At 73.2% G+C, this 21,533-nt stretch carries 15 protein-coding genes; 6 read left to right on the forward strand and 9 right to left on the reverse strand.

The window, feature by feature from the left end; translation table 11 throughout:
- Positions 1 to 18 precede the first annotated feature (18 nt).
- Together AC6EI4_RS07375 and AC6EI4_RS07380 are read right to left on the reverse strand one after the other, a co-directional pair.
- Positions 19 to 2,160: an acyltransferase family protein gene (locus tag AC6EI4_RS07375; RefSeq protein ID WP_498451063.1), complete on the reverse strand. Its 2,142-nt coding sequence runs from the start codon at positions 2,158 to 2,160 to the stop codon at positions 19 to 21.
- A gap of 99 nt (positions 2,161 to 2,259) precedes the next feature.
- Entirely contained in the window at positions 2,260 to 3,759 is a 1,500-nt protein-coding gene (locus tag AC6EI4_RS07380; RefSeq protein ID WP_498421234.1) for a tyrosine-protein kinase domain-containing protein, read from the reverse strand.
- 185 nt (positions 3,760 to 3,944) lie between these two features.
- On the opposite strand from AC6EI4_RS07380, the gene AC6EI4_RS07385 reads away from it, so the two are divergent.
- From AC6EI4_RS07385 to AC6EI4_RS07395, 3 genes are read left to right on the forward strand one after another with little or no spacing between them, the layout of a single operon-like run.
- The gene (locus AC6EI4_RS07385; protein WP_498451064.1) at positions 3,945 to 5,468 is read left to right on the forward strand and encodes a glucosamine inositolphosphorylceramide transferase family protein; all 1,524 of its coding nucleotides are present in this window, start codon (positions 3,945 to 3,947) and stop codon (positions 5,466 to 5,468) included.
- 21 nt (positions 5,469 to 5,489) lie between these two features.
- Positions 5,490 to 6,644, forward strand: a complete 1,155-nt coding sequence (locus AC6EI4_RS07390; protein ID WP_498451065.1) for a GNAT family N-acetyltransferase — start codon at positions 5,490 to 5,492, stop codon at positions 6,642 to 6,644.
- Positions 6,637 to 8,487, forward strand: coding sequence for a right-handed parallel beta-helix repeat-containing protein (locus tag AC6EI4_RS07395; protein WP_498451066.1), 1,851 nt, complete (start codon positions 6,637 to 6,639; stop codon positions 8,485 to 8,487). Before AC6EI4_RS07390 ends, AC6EI4_RS07395 begins: the two co-directional genes overlap by 8 nt.
- A 45-nt stretch (positions 8,488 to 8,532) precedes the next feature.
- Here AC6EI4_RS07395 and AC6EI4_RS07400 read toward each other — a convergent pair whose 3' ends face one another.
- Together AC6EI4_RS07400 and AC6EI4_RS07405 are read right to left on the reverse strand one after the other, a co-directional pair.
- Positions 8,533 to 11,853, reverse strand: coding sequence for a LamG-like jellyroll fold domain-containing protein (locus AC6EI4_RS07400; RefSeq protein ID WP_498451067.1), 3,321 nt, complete (start codon positions 11,851 to 11,853; stop codon positions 8,533 to 8,535).
- 124 nt (positions 11,854 to 11,977) lie between these two features.
- The gene (locus AC6EI4_RS07405; protein ID WP_498451068.1) at positions 11,978 to 12,583 is read right to left on the reverse strand and encodes a hypothetical protein; all 606 of its coding nucleotides are present in this window, start codon (positions 12,581 to 12,583) and stop codon (positions 11,978 to 11,980) included.
- 291 nt (positions 12,584 to 12,874) lie between these two features.
- Here AC6EI4_RS07405 and AC6EI4_RS07410 point away from each other — a divergent pair, with 291 nt between their 5' ends.
- Positions 12,875 to 13,732, forward strand: a complete 858-nt coding sequence (locus tag AC6EI4_RS07410) for an LCP family protein (protein ID WP_498451069.1) — start codon at positions 12,875 to 12,877, stop codon at positions 13,730 to 13,732.
- A 9-nt stretch (positions 13,733 to 13,741) separates the two neighbouring features.
- Here the strand turns inward: AC6EI4_RS07410 and AC6EI4_RS07415 are convergent, their stop codons facing one another.
- Positions 13,742 to 14,425 (reverse strand): helix-turn-helix transcriptional regulator, encoded by a 684-nt coding sequence (locus AC6EI4_RS07415; protein WP_498451070.1) that lies wholly within the window; start codon positions 14,423 to 14,425, stop codon positions 13,742 to 13,744.
- Positions 14,426 to 14,636: 211 nt separating this feature from the next.
- Here AC6EI4_RS07415 and AC6EI4_RS07420 point away from each other — a divergent pair, with 211 nt between their 5' ends.
- A complete protein-coding gene (locus tag AC6EI4_RS07420; RefSeq protein ID WP_498451071.1) occupies positions 14,637 to 16,145 on the forward strand; it encodes a SulP family inorganic anion transporter in 1,509 nt (502 codons plus the stop codon).
- A gap of 7 nt (positions 16,146 to 16,152) precedes the next feature.
- Here AC6EI4_RS07420 and AC6EI4_RS07425 read toward each other — a convergent pair whose 3' ends face one another.
- The 3 genes from AC6EI4_RS07425 to AC6EI4_RS07435 all read right to left on the reverse strand — a co-directional run bounded on the left by AC6EI4_RS07425 (position 16,153) and on the right by AC6EI4_RS07435 (position 18,665).
- Positions 16,153 to 17,343: a lipid-transfer protein gene (locus tag AC6EI4_RS07425; protein WP_498451072.1), complete on the reverse strand. Its 1,191-nt coding sequence runs from the start codon at positions 17,341 to 17,343 to the stop codon at positions 16,153 to 16,155.
- Positions 17,340 to 17,795, reverse strand: a complete 456-nt coding sequence (locus AC6EI4_RS07430; RefSeq protein ID WP_498421214.1) for a Zn-ribbon domain-containing OB-fold protein — start codon at positions 17,793 to 17,795, stop codon at positions 17,340 to 17,342. Before AC6EI4_RS07430 ends, AC6EI4_RS07425 begins: the two co-directional genes overlap by 4 nt.
- A 69-nt stretch (positions 17,796 to 17,864) precedes the next feature.
- The gene (locus AC6EI4_RS07435; RefSeq protein WP_498421212.1) at positions 17,865 to 18,665 is read right to left on the reverse strand and encodes a 3'(2'),5'-bisphosphate nucleotidase CysQ; all 801 of its coding nucleotides are present in this window, start codon (positions 18,663 to 18,665) and stop codon (positions 17,865 to 17,867) included.
- A 53-nt stretch (positions 18,666 to 18,718) separates the two neighbouring features.
- Here AC6EI4_RS07435 and AC6EI4_RS07440 point away from each other — a divergent pair, with 53 nt between their 5' ends.
- Positions 18,719 to 19,885 carry a hypothetical protein gene (locus AC6EI4_RS07440; RefSeq protein WP_498451073.1) on the forward strand — a complete coding sequence of 389 codons (1,167 nt, stop codon included), beginning with the start codon at positions 18,719 to 18,721 and terminating at the stop codon, positions 19,883 to 19,885.
- A gap of 10 nt (positions 19,886 to 19,895) precedes the next feature.
- Here the strand turns inward: AC6EI4_RS07440 and AC6EI4_RS07445 are convergent, their stop codons facing one another.
- Positions 19,896 to 21,515: a YncE family protein gene (locus AC6EI4_RS07445; protein ID WP_498421210.1), complete on the reverse strand. Its 1,620-nt coding sequence runs from the start codon at positions 21,513 to 21,515 to the stop codon at positions 19,896 to 19,898.
- Positions 21,516 to 21,533 lie beyond the last annotated feature (18 nt).

Below are 21,533 nucleotides of genomic sequence, written 5' to 3' on the forward strand. Positions count from 1 at the left end.
CGCCCGGCGCCGCGTCCCTCAGGCAGCGGGCGCGGCGCCGCCCAGCAGGCTCTGCGCCAGCAGGGGCGCCAGGTGCTCGGAGTACTCCCAGGTCAGGTGCGAGCCGTCCGCGCGGACCGGCTGGTTCCCGGTGAAGGCCGGACACAGGCCGGCGGCGCAGAACCACGCCGAGGTGTCGATGTACTGGACCTTCGCGAGGTCGGCGGCGGTCTGCTCCGCCTGCGCCATCAGCGACCAGGCCTCGCCGATCGCGGAGACGCAGTCGTCGGGGGCAGCGCCCCGGGTCATGCACAGCTCCAGGTTGCCGGCGTTGGGGGGCGGTGCGAGGACCACCGTCCGCCCCGCCGCCCCCTCGAGCCTGCGGAGGGTGTCTGTCATCGCGGACTGCACCTCCTGCTGGGCGGCGGACCCGGTGTTCTCGGAGTACAGGTTCTCCAGGTCGTTCTGCGACGAGGCCAGCACCAGCAGGTCGGGCGTCATCCGCTGGACCGCCTGGACGGCGAAGTCGCGGTGCCGCTCGCACTCGACGAACCGCTTTCCGTCGGCGACCACCGGGGCGTTCCACACCGGGCACTGGCCCATCGTGAGCTGTTGGACCGCGAAGCCACGCGGCACCAGCGCCTTCCGGATGCCGGGCATCCAGGAGATGGCGTAGGAGTCGCCCAGCACGACGACCGTCTTCGTGGCGCCCTCGTCACCGAAGCGGCACTTCGCCAGGGTCCCGGCGTCGACGTTCGCGCAGCCCTCCGCGGTGAGCCGGTCGACCCAGTTCGCCAGCCCCAGGTCCTCCACGGCCGGGTCCAGGTCGGGGAAGGCGGTCGCCTGGAGCGCGCTCACCACGGCCTCCTGCTGCGCGCGAAGTTCCGGCGAGACCGGTGCCGCGCCGGTCTCCGAGTCGGCAGACACGGCCGAGTCGGTCGCCTCGAGCGGCGCGGACTGCAGCTGCTCGAAGCGCGTCGGCTCCGGGGCACGGGTCGGTTGGAGGGCCAGACCCACGGCCAGCAGGCAGGTGACGACCAGGCAGCCGAGCACGAGGTTCTGCACGTGCAGGGGAAGCCGGTTCTCGAACAGCGGAGAGCGCAGGTGGCGCTCCCGGCGCCGGGCCAGCATCCCCGGCTCCAACCAACTCGACCGACGGATCGGGTCCTCCACCAGGTGGTAGCTCAGCACCGACAGCATGACGATGGCGATGCACGCGAGCAGCTGGTACTGCAAACCGCCCCGGGGGTAGAACGCCTGCAGGAGGATGATCACGGGGAAGTGCCACAGGTACAGCGAGTAGGAGATGTCGCCCACGTATCCAGCGACGGGGTTGACGATCGGGCGCAGGTAGGTCTGTTCGCGCGACATGCCCGAGACCAGGACGCAGGCGGTGCCGAGGACGGGCAGCGCGGCCCACGGCGCCGGGAAGGTCGAGGTCTCACCGATCAGGAAGAGACCCGCCGCGATGCCCAGCAGACCCGCCATCCCGAGCCCGGAGGCGAGCCGGGCAGGGAGCTCCTTCAGGTAGGGAGAGAGCACCGCGAGGAGGGCACCGACACCGAGCTCCCACCCCCGGTCCAGCGTCGAGAAGTACGCCTGGACGGGCTCGGTCGAGGTATGCCACACCGAATAGGCGAACGAGGCGAGGGTGAGCGCCCCCGCGACGCCCCCCAGCGCCAGTCGGCCGTTGCGCACCCTGCCTCGGGCAAGGGCGTAGGTGGCCAGGATGACGAGCGGCCACAACAGGTAGAACTGCTCCTCGACGCTGAGCGACCAGTAGTGCTGCAGCGGCGACAGGAGCCCGTCGTCGCGGAAGTAGTCGGTGTCGACCGCGGCGAAGTGCCAGTTCGCGCTGAAGACGAGCGCCCAGAGCCCGTCTCGAGCAGCCGCCGCTCCTCGCAGCTGGTTGTAGGCGAAGAACGTCACCGCCACGGTGGCGGCGATCACCAACGTCGCGGAGGGCACGATCCGCCTGATCCGGCGCCGGTAGAAGTTCGTGAAGCTGATCCGCCCGTCGCGCTCGTGCTCCTTGAGGAGGAGCCCGGTGATCAGGAAGCCGGAGAGGACGAAGAAGACGTCGACTCCGATGAAGCCTCCCCGGGGATAGCCCCAGAGGTGGTTGGCCACCACGGCGAGCACCGCGACCGCGCGCAGGCCCTGGACGTCTCGGCGTGGCATGGCACCCGGTCCGCTGTGAACTCCACTCACGTCTCTTCCCCCCGCTTCCCCACTTCCGGCGCCCGGTGCGGCCGGTGCTGTCGCCGTGGCGGGCACCGCCTAGGCGGCCGCCTCCGGCCCCCGCTTGTCGCCTGTCGGCTCCTCGGCTGCTCGCGGCGCCTCCGCAACCGGCTCGGTCACCTCGGGCTCGTTCTGGACGGCGGGGCTGGGTTGCCGGGCGGTCGAGAGCGGGGAGAGCTCGACCCTGTCGAGCGAGATCCGGGACCGGTAGTCGTGCTCGGGCGTCCCGCGACCGAGCCGCTCGGCGTTGAGGACGGTGCCGAGCACCGGGACCCGCGCGCTGCGCAGAGCCTCCATCGCCTGGGTGACCTGGTTGCCCGTGGTCGTGCCGGCCCCGATCACCAGGACCGCGCCGTCGGTGTGCCTGCCCAGCACGAGGACGTCGGTGACCGAGAGCACCGGCGGGCAGTCGTAGATCACCACGTCGAAGCGCTGACGCAGGTGGGAGATGAGCGACTGCATCGCCGAGGATCCCAGCAGCGCCGTCGGGTCGGGCGGCAGCGACCCGGCGGGCAGCACGCTCAGGGTGCCGTGGTTCCACGGGAGCAGGACCTTGTCCAGGGTGGTCTCGCCGACGAGGACGTCGGAGAGCCCCAGGACGCCCTCGATGCCGAAGACCGCGGCGGCTCCGGGGCGGCGCATGTCCGCCTCGACCAGGCAGACCGAGGCTCCGCCCTGCGCCCAGCTGACCGCCAGGTTGCAGGCCACCGTGGTCTTGCCCTCCCCCGCGAGGGCCGAGGTGATGGCGAAGTGACCCAGCTCGCGATCGACGGTCGCGAACTTGAGGGCGGTGCGGATGGTCCGGTAGCGCTCGGCGCTGACCGAGCGCCAGTCCAGGGTGACCAGGGGGCGACGCGCCGCCCGGCGCTCGCGCACGGTGGTGCCCAGAGCCGACATCCCGGTCAGCTCACGCACGTCCTCGCCGCTCTTGACCCGGCGATCGAGGTGCTGACGGATCACCGCCAGGACGAACCCGACGGAGAGCCCGCCCACCAGGCCGAGCAGCAGGTTGAGCGGCACCTTGGGCGAGGAGGGCTGGGCGGGCACCTCGGCCGGCTGTGCCAGGGACACCCGGACGTTGGAGACGTTCGTGGCCTGGGCGACCTCGAGCGCCTCGATCACGACCCCCATCTGCACGGAGATCGCGTTCGACAGCTCCATGGCCACCACCGGGTCGGGGTCGGTCACCGACACGTGGATGAGCACCGTCTCGGGCTCGCTGGAGACCGACACCTTCTCGGCCAGCTGTCGGGTGCTGAGGTCCAGGTCGAACTCCTCGAGCACGGGCTCCAGCACCCGCGGGCTCTCCGCCAGAGGCGCGTAGGAGCGCACCCGCTGGACGGCGAACTGCGACCCCTGGAAGATCTCGCCCTGGCTCCCGCTGCGCTCGGCGACCGTGACGAACGAGCGCGACTGCGCGGTGTACTGCACCTGCGCGGTCATGCTGAGCGCGGCGGCCACCAGCAGGCCGAGCGCGAGGCAGGTGCCCCAGACGCGCCAGCGCCGCTGCAGCACGACCACGTAATCGGTGAAAGTCACTGAGCCCCCCAAGGTTCGGTGTCGGGCGGCCCGCAGAGAGCCGCCTGGACGAGGCTCGCCCACCCCGAGCCCCCGACCCGGCCCCCACGGGGCGATATCACCAATTTGAGGTGTCCCCGACGCCGCGGTCCCCCGCCGGGCGGCGCGGCCCGCACAGTGGCCCTCTACGCGAGAAGGGTGCGCCGATGCATGTGGAGCTGTTGCTGGATCCGGCGCATCTGTCCGGCTGGCACCGCGACCTGGTCACCTCGGTCCGCAGGGGCGGCGTCACCGTCCGCGTGGTCTGGATCGACAGCGGGCGGGCTGCCCCGCTGTCCTCGGCCACGGTGCGGTTGGAGCGGCGCCTGCACGGCCTGACCGCGGCCCGCGGGGCCGAGACCGCAACCCACTCCCTGCCGCCCGAGTCGGCGGCGCCGGTGGCCGTGCTCGAGCAGGACCCCTCGCCCTGGGACCGGCTCACGGTCGACCTGGTGGGCACCGCGCGCCGCCCGGACCAGTCCTGCTGGCGGCTGCTGGTCGACGGCGTCCCGGGCACCGCGGCGCTGCTGCCCGCGCTCGGCGCCGGGCGGTTCCCCGTGGTGGCGCTGCGCGCCGACGACGGCACCACGGTGGCCGAGGCCCGCCCCGGCAGCGAGCGTCCCGGGGTCGTCTCCGCGGCCCTCGACGACGTACTCGCCGGCGTGGTGACGCTGGTGACCCAGGCCGTGCTGGGCAACCGCCTGCGCGTGGAGGCGGACAGCGCACAGCTTGAGGGATCCGCGACGGCGGACGACCCCGCGGTGGCGGCGCCGCCGAGCGAGCGCGCGCAGCAGCTGGTCCCGCGTGCGCTGCGCGTGGTGGGCGGCACGGCGGTCCGCAGCGCCTATCGCGCGCTCTACCGGACCCCGCACTGGAGGGTCGGCTGGCGGGTGGTGGACGGGCCCGACCTGCTCGACCTCCCCCCCGCGCTCCCGGGCGGCTGGCGGACGCTGCCCGACGACGGGCACCACTTCTACGCCGACCCGTTCCCGATCCTGGTCGACGGCGTCACCCACCTCTTCGTGGAGGACTACGACCACCGCATCGGGCGCGGGGTCATCTCGGTGACCCAGCTCGACGAGGGCGGCACGCCGGCGACGCCGCGTCCGGTGCTGAGCCACGACGTGCACCTGTCCTACCCGCACGTGCTGGCCGACCAGGGTGAGCTGTGGATGATCCCGGAGACCTCCGCAGCCGGCACCGTGGAGCTCTACCGGGCGGTGGGTTTCCCGGACCGCTGGGTGCGCGAGAGGGTGCTGATCGAGGGCGTCGAGGCCAGCGACGCCACGCCGTTCCAGCACGGGGGCCGGTGGTGGCTGGCGGCGACCGTGCGCCACGCCGGCTCGTGGTCCGACACCCTGCACCTGTGGCACGCCCCGCACCTGGTCGGCCCCTGGACGCCGCACCGGCGCAGCCCCGTGCTCCTCGACATCGCCTCGGCCCGCCCCGCGGGGCGGGTGGTGCAGCGCGAGGGACGCCTGCTCCGCCCGGTGCAGGACTGCTCGCGAGGCTACGGCGCGGCGCTCGCCATCGCCGAGATCACCGCGCTCGACGAGGACACGTTCGCGCAGCGGGTGCTCACCCGGTTCGAGCCCGGGCCCCCGTGGCCCGGACGCCGGCTGCACACCGTCAACCGCGCCGGCCGCCTGGAGTGCATCGACGGCTCGGCGCTCTCCGCACGCCTTTGGTGACAGCCCCAGGAGGAGGCAGCAATGCCCAGCTACGTCGTCGCCCGCGAGGACGACCTGGACTTCGGATCCGTCGAGTACGCCGAGCTGTTCGACCAGTCGGGCGCCACCCTCTTCCAGCACCCCACCTGGATCGGCGCCGTCTACCGGACCCTGGCACCACACCGGGCTGCCACCCCCCTGGTGGTGACCCTGCGCTGCGAGGGTGTCCTGGTGGGCGTCCTGCCCCTGCTGTCGCGCCGGCGCCGCGGCGTACGGCGCGTGGAGTTCGCCGACCTCGGCGTCTGCGACTACATCACGCCGGTCCTGCACCGCGCGCACCGTCACGCCCTGCTGGCCGACCCGCAGGTGCGGGACTCGATCCGCTCGTGCCTGGGCCGCTTCGACCTCCTGCTCCTGGAGCGGCTGCCCGGCTCCCCGGACGAGGCCGCCTGCCTGCTCTCGGCGCACACCACCCGCCGGCACCGCTACGACTCCCACGCCATCTCGCTGCCCGCGACCCACCAGCAGTGGCGCAGCCAGGCACTCGACCCCAAGCTCGTCCGCCACCTCGACCGCAAGCGCAAGCGGCTGCGACCCAAGGGAGGCGTGCAGCTGACCCAGGTCAGCGACCCGGCCCGGGTCCCGGAGCTGATGGCCGACCTGCAGCGGTTCCGACGCGACCGCTTCGCCGAGCGCCACGGGATCGACCTCGTGCAGGACCCGGGCGGCTTCGCCTTCTACCGTCAGGTCGCCGTGGACAGCCTCACCCACGGCGGGCCGGTCGCGCTGAGCGCACTCACCGTCGGCGACAGCGTGGCGGCCGTCTCCCTGGACCTGGTCGACGAGCAGCGCCACCTCTTCCTCGTGGTGGGCTACGACTTCGCCCGGCTGCGCAACTACTGCCTGGGCCTGATCATCGTCGAGGAGCTGGTCTCGCGCGCGATCGAGGCCGGGCGGCACACCTTCGACCTGACCGTCGGCGACGAGAGCTACAAGAGCGAGCTGGGTGCGCACGCGACGCCGATGTACGCGGTGCGCCGCGCCGCCACGCCGGTGGGTCTGGCCGCGGCCGCCGCCCTGGACCTGGACACGACGGCCCGGCGGCACGCGAAGCGCGCCGTCGCCCGGGCGCGGCGCCTCCCGAGCCTGCGCCTGCCGGGGCGCCGCCGGGCCATCCCCGCCGCAGGCCATGCCTGACCCGGGTGACGCGGCACCGGTCGAGCCGCCGCGCTCCGGGCTGCCGCGCGCCGCGATCCGGGCCTCGCCGCTGCTGCTCACCGCCCTCCTGCTGTCCTCGGCTCCCGGACCCGAGGCGCCGGCCGGCGCACCCGAATCAGCCTGGACACCCACGCCACGCTCACCCGTCGTCGCCGCCGACACGACGGCCAGGCTCGGCGGCCCGGGGCGCACCCTGCACGTCTCCCCGCAGGGCCGCGTGCACGCCCGCGGCACCCGGGCCGACCCGCTGCGCACCATCGCCGCAGCCGTCGACCGGGCGCAGCCGGGCGAGGCAATTCTCGTGCGCCGCGGTGTCTACCCCGAGCGGGTGGACATCCCGAGGGGGAAGCCGCTGCGGATCCGGGCAGCATCTGGAGAGCGGGTCTGGCTCGACGGCAGCCGGATCGTGCGCGGCTGGCAGCGCACGCCGTACGGGTTCGCGCACGAGGGCTGGGAGCCGGAGTTCGACTCCAGTCCCACCTACATCGAGGGTGCCCCGGACAACACCGAGGAGGGCTGGTCGTTCATCGACCCGGCCAGGCCGATGGCGGCCCACCCGGACCAGGTGTGGATCGACGGGGTCCCCCAGCGCCAGGTCGGGTCGGTGCAGGAGCTGCGCCCCGGGAGCTTCTTCGTCGACGACGCCGCGGACGTGCTCCATCTGGGTAGCCCACCGCGCGGCCACCGGGTGCGCGCCTCGGTCCTCAACCGCGCCCTCAGCATCCAGGCGGCCGGCACCCGCGTCGTCGGCCTCGGCGTACGCCGCTTCGCCCCCTCGGTGCCACAGATGGGCGCCGTCACCGTCGAGGCCGGCAGGGTGACCCTGCGCGACATGGTGATCCGCGAGAACGCGACGACGGGGCTCCACGTGATGGCCGCAGGGGTGCGGGTGCGCGACGTCACCACCGCGAGGAACGGCATGCTCGGGATGAGCGCGACGTACGCCGACGGATTGCGCGTGGTGCGGCTCCGGTCGCGACGCAACAACACCGAGGGCTTCAACACCTCCCCGGTGGCCGGCGGCGTCAAGGTCGGCCGCAGCCGCCGTGTGCTCGTGCGGGGCAGCGCGCTGGTGTCCAACGCGGGCACCGGGCTGTGGTTCGACGAGTCCTCCAGCGACATCCGGGTGGTCGACACCACGATGCGGGACAACGCGCGCCACGGGCTGTCGCTGGAGATCTCCGCGCGCGCTCTCGTCGCGGACAGCCTGATCATCGGCAACGGTGGCGACGGGATCAAGGTCAACAACACCCAGGACGTGGCGCTGTGGAACAACACGCTCGTCGGGAACGGGCGGACCCTGAACCTGGTCCAGGACCCGCGCCAGCCGGACTCACCGGAGTCCATCGGGCGGGACCCGCGCCAGCCCTTCCCCGACCCCACGATGACCTGGCGGCTGGGGCCGGTGGCGGTGCACAACAACATCCTGGCGAGTGCCCGGCGCTCGGCGCTGTGCCTGCTGTGCGTGGAGGACTACTCCGAGCGCTTCTCCGCGGGCCAGCTGGGCGTGGTCGCCGACGGCAACGTCTACCAGCGACCGACCGCGAACCGGCCGCCCTGGGCCGTCGTCTGGTCGCAGGGCGCCGGCGACCCCGCCGCCTTCCGCACGATCGCCGACTTCCGCAACGCGACCGGCAACGAGCGCCGACACCTCGAGCTGGTCGGGCGCAGCGCGGTGACCGCGACGATGGCGGCCAGCGTGTGGGTCGTCCGCGCGATGCCGCTGCTGGCGCGGCGCCTGCCCCGGGACGTGGGCGACCTCCTCGGCCGCCGGCGCGGACGCCACCTGGGTGCCTGGCTCACGCCCCCGCCGCGCAGGTGACAGGGCCCGGCCGGAGCACCGGCCGGGCCCTGCTGACGCCCTCGGTCAGGGAGTCGCGGTCTCCACCCTCAGGTCATCGAACAGGCCCACCACCGGAGCATTGGTCGCCGACCCGGAGAGGTAGGTGCGCAGGCCGACTCCGCCCGCCGACTGCAGGGTGGCCGAGGTGTCGGTGACCGAGCCGGTCCACGCCGAGGGCTCGGGCGAGCCGACCGCCCAGACCTTCGCGCGCAGGGTGGTCGGCGAGGTGCCCACCGCCTGGACCCGGACCTGCAGCAGCTGGCCGGCCGCCGTCGTGAGGCCGGTTACGGCCCGCGTCTGCAGGGTGGTCTCCGTGCCGGCGACCGTGCGGCCCAGCGTCAGGGAGACGCTGCCGTTCGCCAGCAGCCTCACCATGGCGTGGTAGGAGTCGCCGGCCACCGTGCGTGGCTGCACGGTGAGGTACGTGCCACCTCCGGTGGCCGCCTTGTCGGCCCCCAGGCGCGCCGTCACGTCCGCGGCCGTGGTCGACACCCCGGGCAGCGTCATGCCCGGCCCGCTGCCGGCGGTGCCCATCCGGATCCGGCCCTGCCCCTCGCTCACCGAGAAGTTGGTGGCGGTGCCCGACCTGACCCAGGCGCCGCCGATCTCGGCGCTGCCCCAACCTCCGCTCACCGAGCGCGCGAAGGAGTCGGCGGCCAGGGCCGACGGGGCGGGGGCTTCGGTGACCGTGACCGACCGCGACGTGGTCGCGGTGGCGCCCTTGTCGTCGGTGACGGTCAGCGAGACCTGATAGGTACCCGCCGCGGCGTACTCATGGGTCGCGTTCGCCGTGCTGGCCGTGGTCCCGTCCCCGAAGCTCCACGCGTGCCCGGCGATCGTCCCGTCGGCGTCGCTCGAGGTCGAGCTCACCGACAGCTCCAGGTCCTGCGCCGAGGAGGTGAAGGAGGCGGTCGGGGGCTGGTTCGGCGTACCGGCCGCAGCGGTCCAGTGGCCTCGGATCTCGGCCGCGGGCAGCGCCCGCTTGTACACCGCGACCTCGTCGATGTCACCGGCGAGGAACGCGCTGGTGGGTGCCGAGGGCCAGTTGGTCAGGGTGTCGCCCCCGACCCGCCAGTAGCCCAGCGCCAGGTGCTCCCCGACGGTGACGTCGGCCCGCTCGCCGGCGAGAGCGCCGTCCACGTAGAGCCTCATCCCGGCCGGGGAGAGCGTCGCGGCCGCGTGATGCCACTGCCCGTCGTTGAGCCCGGCAGCGCTGCTGACCACCTGTCGCGTGGCGTTCGGCTTCACGCCGAAGACCACCTGCCCGGAGTCGGTCAGGTACAGGTGGCGGTCCACCTTGCTGGAGTTGCGGTCGACGCGGTTGCCGCGCCCGACGATCTTCCCACCGGTCACCGACGTCGTGCGGAACCAGCCCTCGATCGTGAACACGTCCGGCGGGCTGTCCTGGACCGAGGAGTTGGCCCGGGTCGCGGTGGTCCCGGGGAACCGGGCGGCGCTGTCGGAGGTGTCGCCGGCCAGGGGCCCCGGCACCCCGCGGGTGACGTCGGCGGTCGTGGTCAGGGGCCGGAACCCGGCCGAGTCCGCGGCAGTGGTGCCGCTGCCCTCGCCGAAGCGCCAGTAGTGGGTCGGCTCGCTGGCCTGGACCGCCTTGACGTAGGCGCTGTCGGTCCCGGAGGCGGCGACCGTGACCGGCGTCCACGGCGAGTTGGCGACGTTGCCGAAGGGGTCGGTGACGCTGACCCGGTACTGGTGCGTCGACCCCGGCGCCAGCCCGCTGTCGCTCAGGCCCATCCCGAAGTGGTTCCACCACCTGGCCCGCACCGATCGGGTGTGGATCAGGCCCGCCGCGTTCTGGGTGTCGCGGTAGACCCGGTAGGTGAGGTACTCGTTGTCGATGTCCTCGTTGGAGGTCCAGTTGATGCGTGCCTTGCCCGCCTCGGTCGAGGTGACGTTGAGCGGGTAGGTGGTGCTGAACAGGCTCGGGCCGCGGTCGTTGGGAGCGATCGCGGGGGTGGCGAAGCGGACCAGCCCCTGCTGGGCCTGGCCGTTCACCCGGGTGAACTCACCGCCCATCACGATGTAGTCGCGGTTGCCGGTGACGCTCCAGGGGCCCTGGAACTGGCCGGTGTAGCTGCCGGTGTTGAGGGCGGGGTACCAGGTCAGCATCGACGCCGCCGGCAGTCCCTCGAAGCTGTAGTAGCGGCCCTGGTCCGGCTCCCAGGTGACCTTCTGCCCGGAGGGCTGCTTCGCGAACGCGATGCCCCGGAAGTAGGGGTAGCTGCCGACGTTGCCGGCGCCCTGGCGGATCGCGTCGATGTTCTCGCAGTAGTGGGTGTGGCTGGCCGCGTAGACGACATCGCCCTGGGCGTGCAGGGAGTAGGTGTCGCCGTGGCAGTCGGCCAGCCAGGACACCTTGCCGTCGTCCCACGAGGCGGCGAAGGTGCCCTCCCAGGTCCCGCCGCTGCGACCGTAGGTGTAGCCGCCCCCGTAGACGTTGTCGCCGTCGCTGGTGAGGGTGGTGATCGCGCCGTCGGCGGTGCCGTTGCGGACGTGGTCGTTGGTCTCGAACGGCAGGCTCGCCCCGGTGATGGCGTCGACCATGCCGAGGCCGTAGCCGGGGGTCGAGGAGCCGTTGAGGGCCGTGAACGAGCCTCCCACGACCAGCTTCGTGCCGGCCTGGTTGAGGGTCATCGCCCACACGTAGCCTCCGGTCGTGGTGGGCGCCCAGTCCAGCAGCGCGCCGTCGGAGACCCGGAAGGCCGCCAGGTTGCTGCGGTTCTGGGTGCCCACACCGCTGAAGCTGCCGCCCACGTAGACGGTCTCGTTGGTGGCCACGATGGCGCTGACGTCGTAGTTCACCGGCGGGGCGAAGGACGAGATCAGGGCGCCGGTGCTCGCGTTGAACGCCGCGACGCGCCGTCGGGTGACGCCGTCCACCGTGGTGAAGTCACCGCCGACGTAGACGCGGGTGTTGTCCGGGGAGACGGCCACGGCGCGCACCTGCGCGTTGAAGGAGGGGGCGAACGAGGTCGACAGGGCACCGGTGGTGACGTCGAAGGCGAGCATGTTGTTGCGGGTGACGCCCCCGGACGAGGAGCCGGCGGGCCGGGCGGTGCTGAAGCTGCCGCCGGCGTAGACGCGGTTGCCGACCATCGCCTGGGACCAGACCACACCGTCGATCTGTGCCGTCGGCAGGGCGTCGGCCGACACCGTCGCCGGGGTGAGCGGATCGCTCGGGTCCTGCGGTGCCGTGTCCGCCCGCGCGGGGGACGCGGCGATCCACCCGGAGCTCAGCGCGATCAGCAGGGCCAGACAGCGCACCGCCCAGCGCTGCACTCCTGTCGTGCGGCGCCGTGGCGCCTCGTCGTGCCTGTGCTGGGTCAATGTCCCCACCCCTTGTCGGTGTCGAGCTCGCGTCCGGGAGCCGCCGGTGGTGCGGAACCTAGACAGCGGGGCGGCCCTGCCGGGGCCACGGAGTGAGGACGTCGCCCATATTGGGTGCCGCGAATCAGCCCACGGCGCCGACGAGCGCCACCGACGGCGCCTCGCCGGTGTAGCTGGCCACGATCCGCAGGTCGTCGCGGCCGGCCGGGGGCACGGCGTAGACGTACGTCGCACGCTGGGTGGCTCCAGCCTCCAGCTCGCCCCGCAGCGCGCGGGTGGGCGGCCCGATGAGCGGAGAGGCCGGCACCCGGTCGCGTCCGTGCTCCAGGGCGACCACGACGTGGTCGAGGCTGATCGGCTCCCCCGATGCGTTGACCAGCTCGAGGTCGACGCGGACGGCCGGGCCGGCGATCTCACCGGGCCCGCGGGCCTGGCCCTGGACCGCCTGGACCCCGGTCACCACCAGACGCACCCCTGTCCCGAAGTCCGCGGGCTCGTCCATCGGGACCGCGGCCAGGGTCCGCACCGGACGCACCGGCACCGGCTTCAGCGAGGCGCGCCGGGGCTGCGGCGACGTCGAGGTCCCGGCGGCGCCGGGGGTCTGCGCCCCGGCCGGGGATGGGGACGGCGACGAGCGGGTGACGAGCAACGCCGCCAGGACGGCGAGCACGGCGACCACGACGATCGCGCCCACCCACGACAGCCGACGCGGTGACACGGGGACGCTCATCTTTGCCTCCTGGGCGCTGGGGCGAGACGCACGCGGGTGCACGGTCCCCTACCGGTTCGCATTCTGGTGACCCGCCGGGTCCGGGTGGTCCGGGAGCGGCGGCGGTCCCCCGTATTGGGGAAGTCCGGCGGCGGGGGCCCGAACCGCTCGGCGTACTGCGGATCGTGGGCGAGTGCGTCAGTGAGTGGCAGCGCCACGGGCCTGCGCTTCCAACGGTTGAGAGGTACGTCCATGCACTGGTCCACCCCGTCGGCAGGGCCCGGCGAGCACCCTCTGGTACGCAGGACGCTCATGGCCCTGTTCGTCCTGGCGGTGCTGGCCGCCCTCGTCGCGACCACCGGTGCGCTGTACCTCGACCACCAGCTGAGCAACCGGGTGGAGCGGATCGGAGGGGTCTTCGACGGCCTCGACGACCGCCCCACCCAGCCGAGCGAGGGACCTGCTGCGGAGGCGATCAACATCCTGATGATCGGCAGCGCCGGCGCGGACGACGAGCAGGAGAACCTGGCCTGGCTGCCGGGCCAGAGCGCCGACAGCATCATGGTCCTGCACATCGAGGGGGACCGCTCGGGTGTCTCGGTGATCTCGATCCCGCACGACGCCCTGACCCCCTCGCCCGACGGCGAGGGCGTGACCACGGTCGACGACGCCGTCTCCGGCGAGGCCCCCTCGGAGGCCATCGAGACGGTCGAGGCGATCACCGACGTGCGGATGCACCACCTGGCGGTCCTGGATTGGACGGGGCTGGAGGGGGTCGTGGACGGGGTCGGCGTGGACCTCGGCGACCCCCAGGAGCTGCGTGACCCCACGCGCCAGCAGGCACTGATCGAGGAGCTGGTGACCCGGGTCCTGGCCTCCTCCTCCGACCTCGACCTGCTCGACCTGCGCCAGCAGCTGGAGGCCATCGCCGGCCACCTCAGCGTCGACGAGGACTGGTCGAGCAAGCAGATGCTGGAGCTGGCCATGTCGATGCGGGGTCTCGACGGCGCCGACGTGGAGTACTTCACCGCTCCCGTCGTGCCCGGGCGAGCCACCGGTACCAAGCGCCTCGACCAGGAGGCCGGCCACCGGCTGTGGGCGGCGGTCCGCGACGACGACGCCGTAGCCGAGACCGTGCCGAGCCCCCCCGCTCCGAACACCCCGGGCTGAGCGCCGCGCTCAGCCCGGCTGCTGGCCCTGCTTCATCGCGGCGTACAGCGCGATCGCGCCCAGCTGCGAGTGCACCCCGAGCTTGCTGAGGATCGAGCCCACCTGGCTGCGCACCGTCATCTGCGAGACCCCGAAGAGCTCGGCGATCGAGCTGACGCTGTCCCCGGCGTAGAGCAGGCGCAGGACCGTGCGCTCGCGGGCGGTGAGCAGCGCCATCTGCGCCAGGAGCCGACCGCGCTCGTCCCGGACCGCCTCCCACTCCCCTGTCAGCTCCTCGCGGGTCGCCTCCGCCATCACCGGGCGGCCGGCGACCACCTCGGCGAGGACGGCGTCGAGATCGGCCAGCCCCGTCGACTCGGGAAGCACCTCGCGCGCGGACGCCCGCAGCGCGGCCCCCCAACCGCTTCCCGGAGGGGTCGAGGTGAGCACGATGCTGGGTCCGGGGGCCGCGTCGAGCCAGGCGCAGACCCGCTGCACGTCCTCGACCGAGTCCAGCTCACCCAGGATCACCACCACGTCCGGGCGGGTCCGCTGCCAGGTCCGCGTGAGCACCGGTGGGGTGACGAACCCCGCCAGCACCGGGCTCACTGAGACGCCGCGACTCGCCAGGGCGGCGCCCACGGTCTCGGCGACCAGCGAGAGACGCGACACGATCAGCACCCGCAGGCCGACCTCGCCAGGATCGATCATCATCCTCACCCATCGTCAGCCCGCTTCCCGGATGTGCGCGGCCTCGCACGACGCCAGCCATGGACAGCCTGACGCGCACCGTCGGCGCCGCACGGCGAAGGAGGAGGAAAACCCAGAATTGGGGATGGTCGGCCCTGGTCGGCCATGCTGAGGAACTCGCCGGCCATGCGTAGGATTTTCGCCGCCCACCTCTGCATCGGAGTCCCGCTTGCCCATGTCCGCCGCGCCCCTCGACCACCGCGCCCAGCCCGAGCAGCCCACGGTCAGGCAGGCCCTGGGCTCACCCCGGCTGCTGCGCACCGAGGTGCTCGCCGGGCTGGTGGTGGCGCTCGCCCTGATCCCCGAGGCGATCTCGTTCTCGATCATCGCCGGGGTGGACCCGCGGGTGGGCCTGTTCGCGTCGTGCACCATGGCCGTGGCGATCTCGTTCCTGGGCGGACGTCCCGCGATGATCTCGGCAGCCACCGGCGCGGTGGCCCTGGTGATCGCACCGGTGATGCGCGAGCACGGCTACGACTACCTGATCGCCACGGTGCTGCTCGGCGGCGTGATCCAGGTCGTGCTCGCGCTGGCCGGGGTGGCCAGGCTGATGCGCTTCATTCCGCGCTCGGTGATGGTCGGCTTCGTGAACGCCCTGGCCATCCTCGTCTTCGGGTCCCAGATCGACCACCTGGTCGACGTCCCCTGGCCGGTCTACCCGATGGTCGGCGTCGGCATCGCCCTGCTGGTCGGCCTGCCGCGGGTCAGCACGGTCGTCCCGGCGCCGCTGGTGGCCATCGTGGCGCTCACCGCCTTCACCCTGGTCGGCGGAATCTCGGTGCCGGACGTGGGCGACGAGGGCGAGCTGCCCGACAGCCTGCCTACGCTCTTCGTGCCCGACGTCCCCCTCACCCTGGAGACCCTCGAGATCATCGCCCCCTACGCGCTGGCGATGGCGCTCGTCGGGCTGCTGGAGTCGCTGCTCACCGCCAAGCTCGTCGACGACATCACCGACACCCACTCCGACAAGACCCGTGAGGCCTGGGGGCAGGGGGCCGCCAACCTGGTCACCGGCCTGTTCGGCGGGATGGGCGGCTGCGCGATGATCGGGCAGACGATGATCAACGTGAAGGCCTCCGGGGCGCGTACCCGGCTGTCGACGTTCCTGGCCGGCGTCTTCCTGCTGTTCCTGGTGGTGGGTCTGGGCGACGTGGTCGCGCTGATCCCGATGGCAGCCCTGGTCGCGGTGATGATCATGGTCTCGGTCGCCACCTTCGACTGGCACTCCGTCCGGCCCGCGACGCTGCGCCGGATGCCCAAGTCGGAGACCACGGTGATGGTGTCCACCGTGCTGGTCACCGTCCTCAGCCACAACCTCGCGGTCGGGGTGATCGCCGGGGTGCTGGTCGCGATGACGCTCTTCGCCCGGCGCGTCGCGCACCTCACCGAGACCCGGCGCGAGCTGGTCGAGGACGAGCAGGGCTTGCCCACGGCCGTCTACCGGGTCACCGGCGAGCTGTTCTTCGCCTCCAGCAACGACCTCTACACCCAGTTCCGGTACGCCGAGGACCCCGACCGCGTCGTGATCGACCTCGCCGACGCGCACATCTGGGACGCCTCCACCGTGGCGGCGCTCGACGCGATCACCACCAAGTACCAGCGCAAGGCCAAGCGCGTCACCATCACCGGCCTCGACGAGGCCAGCGCCGAGCGCCACGGCCGGCTGACCGGGGCACTGCCCTGACCCTGGCTCAGGTGGAGACGATCACCGAGGAGCCGTGCCCGAAGAGCCCCTGGTTGGCGGTGATGCCGACCCGGGCGCCCTCGACCTGACGCCCCTCGGCCTGGCCGCGCAGCTGCCAGGTGAGCTCACAGACCTGGGCCAGCGCCTGCGCCGGGACCGCCTCGCCGAAGCAGGCCAGCCCGCCGGAGGGGTTGACCGGGATCCGTCCGCCGATGGTGGTCTCGCCGGCCCGCAGCAGCTTCTCCGCCTCGCCGCGCGGGCACAGGCCGATGTCCTCGATCCAGTCGAGCTCGAGCGCGGTGGACAGGTCGTAGACCTCCGCCACCGAGACGTCCTCGGGACCGATCCCGGCCTCCTCGTAGGCGGCGTCGGCGATCGACTCCTTGAACGTCCGCGCCGGCGCCGCGACCGTGGCGGCGGAGTCGGTGGAGAAGTTCGGCATGTCCATGATCGTCTGCGGGAAGGTCGGGGTGACCGTGGAGATCGCCCGGATCCGGACCGGGTCGGCCAGCCCGTGGCGGCGCGCGTAGTCCATCGAGGTCAGCACCACCGCGGCGCCGCCGTCGGAGGTCGCGCAGATGTCGAGCAGGTGCAGCGGGTCGGAGACCACGGCGGAGCCCAGCACGTCCTGGACCGAGACCTCCTTGCGGTAGCGGGCGTTGGGGTTGGCCAGCCCGTGCCGCGCGTTCTTGACCTTCACCGCGGCGAAGTCGGCCTGGGTGGCGCCGTAGAGGTCCATCCGGCGGCGGGCGTTGAGCGCGAAGTAGGCCGGGTTGGTCATCCCGACCAGCCGGAAGCGCAGCCAGTCGGGGTCGTCCCAGCGCTCACCGGCGTTGGGGGCCAGGAAGCCCTTCGGGGTGGTGTCGGCGCCGACCACCAGCGCGACCTCGCACTGACCGGCCAGGATCCGCGAGCGGGCGGTGTCGAGCGCCTGCGCACCCGTCGCGCACGCGGCGTACGACGTGGCGACGCGGGCGCCGTTCCAGCCCAGCGCCTGGGCGAACGTGGCGCCGGCGACGTAGCCGCCGTAGCCGTTGCGCACGGTCTCGCCCCCGACGACCAGCTCGACGTCTCGCCAGTCCACCCCGGCGTCGGCGAGCGCGGCGCGCGCCGCGTGCACGCCGTAGGTCACGAAGGAGCGGCCCCACTTGCCCCACGGGTGCATGCCCACACCCAGCACTGCGACGTCGTTGCTCATGCCTGACCTCCGGTCGTCTGCGGTGCGGCTGCGGGGGCGGGCTTCCAGCGCCAGATGGTGCGCTCCCCGGACTCGTCGGTGTAGAGGGTCTCCACGACCAGCTCGACCGGCGAGCCGACCCGCACGTCGTCGACGCCGAACCCGTCGGCGAGCTGGCCCAGCACCACGATGCCCTCGGGGAGCTCGACCGCGGCGATCGCGAACGGCACGTAGGGGTCGTGGGCGGGGATGTAGGGCGGCGGCGGCTGGTACTGCGCGTCGGTGTAGGACCACACGGTGCCGGTGCGCGCGAACTCGTAGTCGTCGAACTCCTCCCCCGCGCACCCGGGGTTGCGGCAGAAGACCTGCTCGCGGGGGAAGTAGACGGTTCCGCAGTCGCGGCACCGGGTGCCGAGCAGCGCGGGCCGGTCACCCGTGGTGAACCAGCCCTCGATCGCAGGGGTCGCAGTCATGGCCCGGAGTATGCCGCGATCGCGACCGCCGGGCAGGTCGCGATCCCGCTCGGTGAACGCCGGGTCCGCTCAGTCGGTGCCGTGCGCGGCGACGAAGGCCAGGATGGTCTCGGCCAGCTCGGGGCGGCACACGATCAGGTCCGGCAGCGACACGTCGTCGCAGTTGTAGACCAGCGGGGAGCCGTCGACGCGCGAGGTGAACAGTCCCGCAGCCCGGGCCACCGCGACGGGCGCCGCGGAGTCCCACTCGTACTGCCCGCCGGCGTGGACGTAGGCGTCGGCGAGGTCGCGCACCACGGCCATCATCTTCACCCCGGCCGAACCCATCGGGACCAGCTCGGCGTCCAGCTCCTGGGCCAGCGCCTGCACGAACGCCGGGGGGCGGGTCCGCGAGACCGCGATCCGCGGCCGCTCGGAGGTACGCGGGGGGACGACCGGGGGCCGGCCGGTGGTGAAGGTCTCGCCGAGCGCCGGCTGGGCGACGGCTCCGGCGACCAGCTCGCCGGCGTCCGAGCCCTGCTCGTCGCGCTGCCACAGCGCCACGTGGACGGCCCAGTCCTCGCGCGGGACCTCGGAGAACTCGCGGGTCCCGTCGAGCGGGTCGATGATCCAGACCCGCTGCGCGCTCAGCCGGGCCTTGTCGTCCTTGCCCTCCTCCGACAGCACGCTGTCGGCGGGGCGGTGCTCGGCCAGCAGCTGCATCAGCAGCTCGTGGGCGGCGCGGTCGCCGGCGTCCTTGAGCTCCTTGCCCTCCAGGCCCTCCGCGCGCACCTCGAGCAGCAGCTCTCCGGCGACGGTTGCGAGCCAGGTGGCGAGGACGTGGTCGTTGGTGGCGGCCTCGACAGGAGGCGTTCCGGGGGCGAAAGTCACCGGGTCACCCTAACCTGGGCCCTGCCGAGTCACGCCGAGGTCAAGGGGGTCGGATGGAGCGGCTGTCCGCGCTGGTCTGGCCCGACGGTTCCGGGGGCACCCGGCTGCGCCCCAGCGACGGCGCGATCCCGGCCGGAGCCGAGCGCTACATCGCGGTGCCGCACCTGGGCGACCCACGCTTCCTGCTGCCCCTGGACGCGCCCCCCGCGGCCCGGGCCAGGCTCCTGCGCCGCTACAACCACCTGCGCACCGACACCCGGCGGGTCCTGCGCCTCGGCCTCGCCACCGCCGTCCAGGTCGGGCTTCCCCGCGAGCGCCCCGGACGCAACCTGCTGCACGCGCCGCCGCCCCCGGGCGGACGCACGCTGCTGGAGAGCGTCGCCGACGCGCTGGGAACCACCGAGACGCTGATCCTCTCCACCGGCATCCGCCCCGGCTCGCGGGTCACCCTCAACGTCAGCGACCGGGCCGGACGCGCCCGCGCCTTCGTCAAGGTCGTCGCCAGCGACGACCGCGCCGCGCTGTTGCGCGAGCACGACTTCCTGGCCGACTTCGCCACCCGGCCGGTGCCGGGGCTGCTGGTGCCCCGCCCGCTCTTCCTCACCGAGTGGGGGGAGGCGCTGGTGCTGGGCGTCGACCCGCTGCCCGACGACGTACGCCGGGTGAGCCCGCGACACGAGGCTCGCACCCGGCCCTGGCTGGAGTCGATGGTCAGCGCCCGGCCGAGACGGCTGCTGACGCTGGCGCAGTCCCCCTGGCTGGCCGACCTGGTCGGCGACGCCGCGCTCCTGCCCCCGGCCTGGGCGCCGGTGCGCACCGCGGTCGAGGAAGCCCGGCAGCGCTGGGGCAACACCGAGCTGCCGCACGGGGTCCGCCACGGCGACTGGTCGCCGTGGAACATGGCCTGGACCGGCGCGGCGTCGCTCGCGCTGTGGGACTGGGAGTTCGCACACCGGATGGCGCCGCTCGGCCTGGACCGGTGGAACTGGCGCTACACCTTCGACACCAGCGTGCGCGGCGTGCCTGCCGCACGCGCGGCCCGTCGCCTGCGCGCGGGCGCGGCCCGGGCTGCGCGCGACGAGCCGCACGCCTCGCTGCTGGCCGAGCTGTTCCTGTTGGACATGATGGTGCGCCGGGCCGGCCAGGCAGCCGCCGGCAACGACGCCTCCGCCGCCCACGCCCACGCCCTGCTGGACGGCGCCCCCGGGGCCGCGCGATGAGGGCCCCGGCTCAGCGTCCGACCACCACCGAGGCCGAGCTCACCGAGAGCACCTGGTTGCCCGCCGGGTCGCTCACCCGCACCCGGTAGAAGACCTCCTGACCGGCCTTCACGCCGGTGTCGCGGATCGTGAACGTCCGGGTGGCGTACGGCGCGGACTCGCGGTTCACCACGGCGATCGGGGCGCTCAGGCCCCAGCCGCGGAACACCTCGTAGCGAAGGTTCACGTCGTCGCGGTCGGCCCCCTCGAGCACCGACACGTCCACGTAGGCACAGCCCGAGCAGCTCTTCGCCGAGGGCCACGCGGCGCGCTCAGGCGCCGCGCTGCCGGCCTCGAAGCGGGCCAGGTTGGCCTGGGCGGTGCCGTTGAGCCGCGCGAAGCCGCCGCCCATCACCAGGCGGGTGCCGTCGCTGGCCAGCGCCCGGGAGAGCAGCAGGGTGTCCGGGGTGCTCGCGCTGCCGGCCGTCTGCACGAAGTACGGCTTGACCACGCCGGTGGTGCGGTTGATGGCGTGCATCGCCAGGTAGGTGCGCGGTGCCGTCTCCGGCATCCCGCCGGCGCCCGCGCAGTCGTGGGCGTGGGAGGCGACGTAGAGGTCGTTGCCGATCACCTGCAGCCCGAAGGTGTCGCCGTAGCACCGGGCGTACCAGTTGACCGCGCCGGTGCTCGTCTCCAGCGAGTACACCCCCTCCTTGCGGTCGAGGGTGGTGGCCACGTCGTCGCGGGCGCCCAGGTAGACGGTGTTGCCGACGACCTCGAGCGAGGTCCCCCAGTTGGTCGAGGCCAGCAGGTAGTCGGCGCGCCAGCCGGCGACGTTGGCACCGGTGGTGGAGTCGACCGCCATGAACCCCTGCGCGGCGACGCCGTTGACCTTGCGGAAGGTGCCGGTGAGGAAGACGCGGTTGCCGCCGCCGGCGACCGCGAGCGCGGTGACGCGCAGGGCCTCGTTGACGACGTTGTCGGTGACCGCCGGCGCCCAGGCGGTGACGCTGTTGTCGCGCAGGTCGAAGGCCGCGGCGTCGCGCCGGGTGGTCCAGTTGGCGCGGCTGAAGTTGCCGCCCACGTAGAGGGTGTTGCCGTCCGGGGAGACCGCCAGCGCCCGCACGGTGCCGTCCACGCCGTTCCACCCGACCTGGCCGAGGAAGGCCCCGGTGGCGGTGTCGAACTTCGCCAGGTGCTCGGCCTTCTGCCCGTCGACGCGGTTGAAGTCACCGCCCACGTAGAGGGTGCGGCGGTCCGGGGAGAGCGCGGTCGCGAACACCGTCGCGGGCCCGTTCGTGTAGTCGTTGGTGAGCCGCGGCGCGAACGAGGTGAGCGGCGCCCCGGTGGTGACGTCGAAGGCGGCCAGGTGGGCCTGGCCGGTCTCGCTGCTGCCGGCGGCGGCGCCGGCCGGACGGGTCGAGGTGAACGCGCCGCCGGCGTAGATCCGCCCGCCCGCGACCTCGAGGGCCCAGACGGGGCCGTTGGTCTGGCCCATCGGGGAGGCGCTGCCCCGCATCAGGGTGTGCTCCGGGTCGTAGGCGGTGGCTGGGGCGGCCGGCAGCAGGGTCGCGCCCAGCAGCGTGACCAGGCCCAGGAGCGCGGCCAGGGGCAGGCGGTGTCGTCGAGGTGACGAGGGGGTCGGGGACATGGGGATCCCTCCTTGCGG

The sequence above is a fragment of the Nocardioides sp. Z43_10 genome (assembly GCF_059766615.1).

Excerpts from the sequence above, each read along its gene's own strand:
- AC6EI4_RS07375 (WP_498451063.1), bottom strand. The coding sequence starts at position 2,160 with ATGCCACGCCGAGACGTCCAGGGCCTGCGCGCGGTCGCGGTGCTCGCC.
- AC6EI4_RS07385 (WP_498451064.1), top strand. The coding sequence starts at position 3,945 with ATGCATGTGGAGCTGTTGCTGGATCCGGCGCATCTGTCCGGCTGGCAC.
- AC6EI4_RS07390 (WP_498451065.1), top strand. The coding sequence starts at position 5,490 with ATGCCCAGCTACGTCGTCGCCCGCGAGGACGACCTGGACTTCGGATCC.
- AC6EI4_RS07395 (WP_498451066.1), top strand. The coding sequence starts at position 6,637 with ATGCCTGACCCGGGTGACGCGGCACCGGTCGAGCCGCCGCGCTCCGGG.
- AC6EI4_RS07405 (WP_498451068.1), bottom strand. The coding sequence starts at position 12,583 with ATGAGCGTCCCCGTGTCACCGCGTCGGCTGTCGTGGGTGGGCGCGATC.
- AC6EI4_RS07410 (WP_498451069.1), top strand. The coding sequence starts at position 12,875 with ATGGCCCTGTTCGTCCTGGCGGTGCTGGCCGCCCTCGTCGCGACCACC.
- AC6EI4_RS07415 (WP_498451070.1), bottom strand. The coding sequence starts at position 14,425 with ATGATGATCGATCCTGGCGAGGTCGGCCTGCGGGTGCTGATCGTGTCG.
- AC6EI4_RS07420 (WP_498451071.1), top strand. The coding sequence starts at position 14,637 with ATGTCCGCCGCGCCCCTCGACCACCGCGCCCAGCCCGAGCAGCCCACG.
- AC6EI4_RS07425 (WP_498451072.1), bottom strand. The coding sequence starts at position 17,343 with ATGAGCAACGACGTCGCAGTGCTGGGTGTGGGCATGCACCCGTGGGGC.
- AC6EI4_RS07430 (WP_498421214.1), bottom strand. The coding sequence starts at position 17,795 with ATGACTGCGACCCCTGCGATCGAGGGCTGGTTCACCACGGGTGACCGG.
- AC6EI4_RS07440 (WP_498451073.1), top strand. The coding sequence starts at position 18,719 with ATGGAGCGGCTGTCCGCGCTGGTCTGGCCCGACGGTTCCGGGGGCACC.
- AC6EI4_RS07445 (WP_498421210.1), bottom strand. The coding sequence starts at position 21,515 with ATGTCCCCGACCCCCTCGTCACCTCGACGACACCGCCTGCCCCTGGCC.